General features: G+C 49.1%; 1 protein-coding gene. It reads left to right on the top strand.

All coding sequences use genetic code 11. From position 1 onward, the window contains the following. Window positions 1-802: hypothetical protein (locus HJV72_RS18760; protein ID WP_208073373.1), on the top strand; the 802-nt coding region annotated here is incomplete at both ends.

The following is an 802-nucleotide window of genomic DNA, read 5'->3' as shown; positions in this document are numbered from 1 at the left end:
GGGCAGCTACTCCTGGTTCAATGAGGACTTTAAAAACAGAGGCGAGATCAGCCCGTTCCAATATGTCCTGTTCATGCGGGTCGTTGATAAAGACGGAAAGCACAGCCAGCGGGCTATCGATATAACGACGGAGAAAATAAGCGGACAGATAGTAAATAATGCTGAATTTGTGGACCAAAATAATCCGGATAACGTAATCGTGAAGGGAGACGGGAGCTTCGACCTTCTGGAGGATAATAACAGGATCGTTTTTTCAGACGGCTTCAAGGCGCCTAAACGGGAGGGGGAGACATTTGTCGGGTTCACCATAGAAATCAAGGCAAAAGATAACCCTTTCCTGGATCCGGAAAAGGTCGTGAAGACGCTGTACAAGAACAAAGAGGGCACAGACTACTTCAGACCGGGGGACACGGTCAGCCTTGCCGATTATTACCGTCGTGATTCGGCCGACCTGCTAGACATCTGGAAAGAGGGGAAGGGCCTGAACGCGGATGAGCAGGAGCGTCTGGAACTGCTTATGTACACGGCGAAGCTGGAATTGAACATCAAGCTCAACTATAAGCCAGGCGAGAACGTGGAGGGCAGCTTCGTAACAGGGCACGTAAACAAGTATCTGCAGGATGTAGAAGCACCGGGGCTTTCCTATCTGGATACCGCTTCCGACTCGAAAAGCACGAAGGCGATAATCGGGACCAATATCGTATTCAGCAAATTTGCTGAGACATATGATAATGCCGCAGACCACCATACGTATTATCTGAACAGTGATAATACGACTTCCGTGCCTAAAGTGACAGAGGAT

Source organism: Extibacter sp. GGCC_0201 (genome assembly GCF_017566055.1).
Taxonomy (GTDB): Bacteria; Bacillota; Clostridia; order Lachnospirales; family Lachnospiraceae; genus Extibacter.
Note: the sequence above shows the minus strand (reverse complement) of the source record. Positions and strands in the feature narration are given on the sequence as shown.